Genomic DNA, 3,740 nt, shown 5'->3' with positions numbered 1-3,740 from the left:
AGGAGACATCCGTGACCAGACTCACCGCACCCAGCGCCACGACCGTTCCGGACACGGCCCGCGCCGGGCCGCTGGTACGGCCCGGCGCGGTGGGGGCGGAGCGATCCGCCAGGTACACGCGTCAGCCCCAGATTCCGGTGATGTCGGAGGCGGAGGCCGAGTTGCCCGCGTAGCCGAGGCCGTACATGTCCTCGATCGTGCGCAGCAGGCTGTAGTGGTTGTAGGTGGTGCCGGAGGTGCTGCCCGCGGTGACCGGCTGGCCGTACAGGACGGTCGGGATCCGGTTGCCGTTCAGCTGGTTGTCCTCGTCGAAGGTGACGACCAGCAGGCTGTTGTGGGTCTTGGCCCAGGTGGCGTAGGCCCCCAGGTTGTTCTTGATCCAGTTGTCGCCGGTGGTGATCGAGCAGTCGTGCATGTCGCTGCAGAGGTTCGGCGTCACGAAGGAGACCGTCGGCAGCTTGGTGAAGTCGGTGGGGAAGCTGGTGAACGGGTACGCGAGCGAGGTCGGCACGTTGCTGAAGCCGAACCAGGGGTTGTGCTTCTGCGCGTACTTGGTGCTGCTGTTGGTGCAGACGGTCGAACCCGTGGCCGGCAGGCCCTCGTTGTAGCTGGCCCAGGTCCGGCCCGACGAGATGACCTCGCTGGCGAGGTTGGCCGCGGAGCTGAAGCCGATGGTGACGCAGCTGTCGTCGGTGATGCCCTGGGTGCTGCCGGAGAACAGGGCGTAGTAGTTGGGCTGGCTCGGGTGCGTGATCGCGTACGAGGCGGTGAGGTTGGCGCCGCCACTGGCAAGGGAGTTGATGTACGGGGCGCTGGAGCTGCCGATGATCTGGCTGTACGCGTGGTTCTCCATGACGACCACGACCACGTGGTCGGGCGTCGGGACGGTACCCGCGGCGCGGGCGTGCGCGGCGCTGGTGGCCCACAGGCCGAGGGAAGCGGCGGTCAGCGCGAACGCCGAGGCCAGCGTGGACATCAGTCGCCGGCGCGGCGTGCGCGTCAGGACGGCGGACATGGCTCTCCCGAGGGTGGAGTGGAGGTCACACGGATCGGTGCCGTCGAGGAGCGTAGGGAGCGGCGGTTGGCATGCGCGCGCCTACAAAGGTGAAGCCACGGCGAACAGTTGGCGGCCTCCCCCGCACGCCGTCCCACGTGCTGCACAGGCCCCATGTCCCGCATGCCGCACCGCTCCCCCGACGTGGTCCGCCCCGAGGACGGGAGCGGCCGGGGACGAGCCGACCGCGTTCCCCGTCGGTCCGGGCACCGGCTGCTCCCGGATCAGGCCCCCGCGGCCGGCCCCCGGGCAGCAGGACGGTCAACCGCCCTGTGCTCTTCGAGTTCGCCGTCGCGACGCGGCATCCGCAAACCCTCGACGCGGGCACGGTGGCCGACTGCGAGCAGCGGCTGGCCGCGGGCGAGCGGCCCCACGGCGGCGGCCGTCGGCCTGGTGGACCGGGCGGCCGGTGGCTGAGCCTGGTCGCACCGGAGGCCGGGAAACCGACCCGGGTTCGCCCGGCTCTCGGCCGGGCCGCTCGACCAGGACAACTGATTGCAGGCGCGGGTTTCCGGCATCGTGCCGTATCCTGGAGGGTGGCCTGTCGGGCCGCCTCGGACCTCCACCCGGAAGGAGCCGCCGGATGTCCACCACCGACGCCGTCGCGGCCAGCGACGCCCAGCTGTCGCAGGGCTGGCACACCCTCTACACCCTGCACGGCCGGATCGAGGCGCGCCTCGACCACGAGCTGCAGTCGAAGCACGGCCTGAGCCTGCGGGAGTACTGCCTGCTCAGCACCCTGCGGCCGCAGCACAGCGGGGAGGGCGGGCACCTGCGGATGGCGCAGGTGGCGGAGGCCGTGGTGCTCAGCCAGAGCGCGACCACCCGGCTGGTGACCCGGCTGGAGGACCGCGGGCTGCTCACCCGCTACCTCTGCGCGACCGACCGCCGCGGCATCTACACCGACGTCACCCCGGCGGGGCTGGCGCTGCTCGCGGAGGCCGAACCGACGCACTTCGCGGTGCTGCGCGAGGCGATGACCGACGCCGCCGCCCAGCCGGAGCTGGAGCCGCTGGTCCGGGCCGTGGCCGGGCTCCACGCCGAGCCGGCCGCGTCCAGGAGCTGACGCAGCGCCAGGCCGTCCGGGGCCAGGGCGGTGACGAGGGTGAGCGGCGAGCCCGCGAGCGGGAACGCCGCCGCGTCACCCGCCTGCACGACCGGGCCGACCGGCGCGGTGGTGAGCAGCTGCCCGAGCGCCCGGTGCTCCCCCGCCACCGCAGCCCCGGCCCAGCCGGGGACGCCGGGCCCGAGGGAGGTGGCCTGGTCCAGCAGCAGCCGCCGGTCCTGACGCACCGTCAGCCTGCTGTGCAGGACGCCCGGTTCGGCGTCCACCGCCCGGCCGAGGACCTGCTCCTCGCGCAGGAGCAGCCGGGCACCCGCCGACACCGCCAGCCGCGCCCGCACGTGCAGCTCGCTGCCGGCCGCCGCGATCAGCGGTTCCGGCAGCCATTCCAGCACGGCGCCCTCCCCCACCTCCAGGTCCAGCTCGTAGCGGGCCGGGGCCGGCACGCCGCCCGGCAGGGAGACCGTCGCGGCGGCGCTGGTGACCCGCAGCCGCGCGCCGGGCTCGACCCGGACCTCGATCCGCAGCCGGTCCCCGCCCAGCGGCGCCGCCATCGCACCGACCACGCAGACGGCGGCCGTGCCCGGCGCTTCGCTGCGGGTGCGACGCAGCGCCAGCGGGCCGTCCCCGGCCAGCACGGGCAGCGCGGTGCCGCCCCGCCCGTCGGGCACGGCGGTGATCCGGGCGTGCGCGTCCACCATCAGGCGGACTGCCAGTCGCGCAGCCGGTCCCGGACCCAGGCGGCCACCGGGGCGACGCCGTCCGGCTCGGCCAGCGACGTGAACAGCACCGGGAGCGCGCCGCGTTGGGCCGCCGCGTCCCGGGCCATCACGCCCAGGTCGGCGCCGACGAGCGGGGCCAGGTCCGTCTTGTTCACCACCAGCAGGTCCGAACTGGTCACACCGGGCCCGCCCTTGCGCGGGATCTTGTCTCCCCCGGACACGTCGATGACGAAGACCTGGTGGTCCACCAGGCCCTGGCTGAAGGTGGCGGTCAGGTTGTCGCCGCCCGACTCCACCAGCACCAGGTCGAGCGGGCCGACCTCCGCCTCCAGGTCCTCCACCGCCTCCAGGTTGGCGCTGATGTCGTCGCGGATGGCCGTGTGCGGGCAGCAGCCGGTCTCCACCGCGGAGATCCGCTCGGGCGGCAGCACCGCGTTGCGCAGCAGGAACTCGGCGTCCTCGGTGGTGTAGATGTCGTTGGTGACGACGGCGAGCGACAGCTCGTCGCGCAGCGCCCGGCACAGGGCCGCCACGGTCGCGGTCTTGCCGCTGCCGACGGGGCCGCCGAGGCCGATGCGCAGGGCGCGGCGGACGCCCGCGCCGGTCTCGCGCGGGGCGGCGTGGTGGGTGTGCGTGGGGAGGTCGGGGTCGAGGTGCATGCGGTGGCTCCTTGCGGGTGCGTGAGGGTGCGTCAGGAGGCGAAGAGGCGGACGGGCCAGGCGGCGTGCTGTTCGGCGTGGACGTCGAGCAGGGGTGCTGAGGCGGCCGGCAGGGCGTCCACGCCGTGTTCCCGGGCCTGCCCTGCCGCCGCCACCGCCCGCTCGGCGACGGCGTCCTGATCCGCCGTCAGCCGGGCCAGGACGGCGGTGGCCTGGTACGGGTCGAGGCCGAGCAGCCGCAC

At 74.1% G+C, this 3,740-nt stretch carries 3 protein-coding genes and 2 pseudogenes; 1 reads left to right on the top strand and 4 read right to left on the bottom strand.

What is annotated here, in order from left to right:
* Nucleotides 1–121: 121 nt before the first annotated feature.
* Nucleotides 122–1,015 (bottom strand): alkaline phosphatase family protein, encoded by an 894-nt coding sequence (locus ACFP3V_RS16765; RefSeq protein WP_380584139.1) that lies wholly within the window; start codon nucleotides 1,013–1,015, stop codon nucleotides 122–124.
* A 622-nt stretch (nucleotides 1,016–1,637) separates the two neighbouring features.
* Here ACFP3V_RS16765 and ACFP3V_RS16760 point away from each other — a divergent pair.
* Nucleotides 1,638–2,120: a MarR family winged helix-turn-helix transcriptional regulator gene (locus ACFP3V_RS16760; protein WP_380584137.1), complete on the top strand. Its 483-nt coding sequence runs from the start codon at nucleotides 1,638–1,640 to the stop codon at nucleotides 2,118–2,120.
* 143 nt (nucleotides 2,121–2,263) lie between these two features.
* Here the strand turns inward: ACFP3V_RS16760 and ACFP3V_RS16755 are convergent.
* The 3 genes and pseudogenes from ACFP3V_RS16755 to ACFP3V_RS16745 all read right to left on the bottom strand — a co-directional run.
* Nucleotides 2,264–2,671 (bottom strand): annotated as a pseudogene (locus tag ACFP3V_RS16755) (urease accessory protein UreD); the annotation flags it as partial.
* A gap of 146 nt (nucleotides 2,672–2,817) precedes the next feature.
* Nucleotides 2,818–3,498, bottom strand: coding sequence for an urease accessory protein UreG (ureG, locus tag ACFP3V_RS16750; RefSeq protein WP_380584135.1), 681 nt, complete (start codon nucleotides 3,496–3,498; stop codon nucleotides 2,818–2,820).
* Nucleotides 3,499–3,530: 32 nt separating this feature from the next.
* Nucleotides 3,531–3,740: pseudogene (locus tag ACFP3V_RS16745) on the bottom strand (urease accessory protein UreF); the annotation flags it as partial.

The sequence above is a fragment of the Streptacidiphilus monticola genome (assembly GCF_042658505.1).
In the GTDB taxonomy this organism is placed as follows: Bacteria; Actinomycetota; Actinomycetes; order Streptomycetales; family Streptomycetaceae; genus Streptacidiphilus; species Streptacidiphilus monticola.
This window is presented reverse-complemented; position numbering and strand designations above follow the sequence as displayed.

Bases quoted from the DNA above. Each gene is read 5' to 3' on its own strand.
- ureG (WP_380584135.1), bottom strand. From the start codon at position 3,498: ATGCACCTCGACCCCGACCTCCCCACGCACACCCACCACGCCGCCCCG.
- ACFP3V_RS16760 (WP_380584137.1), top strand. From the start codon at position 1,638: ATGTCCACCACCGACGCCGTCGCGGCCAGCGACGCCCAGCTGTCGCAG.
- ACFP3V_RS16765 (WP_380584139.1), bottom strand. From the start codon at position 1,015: ATGTCCGCCGTCCTGACGCGCACGCCGCGCCGGCGACTGATGTCCACG.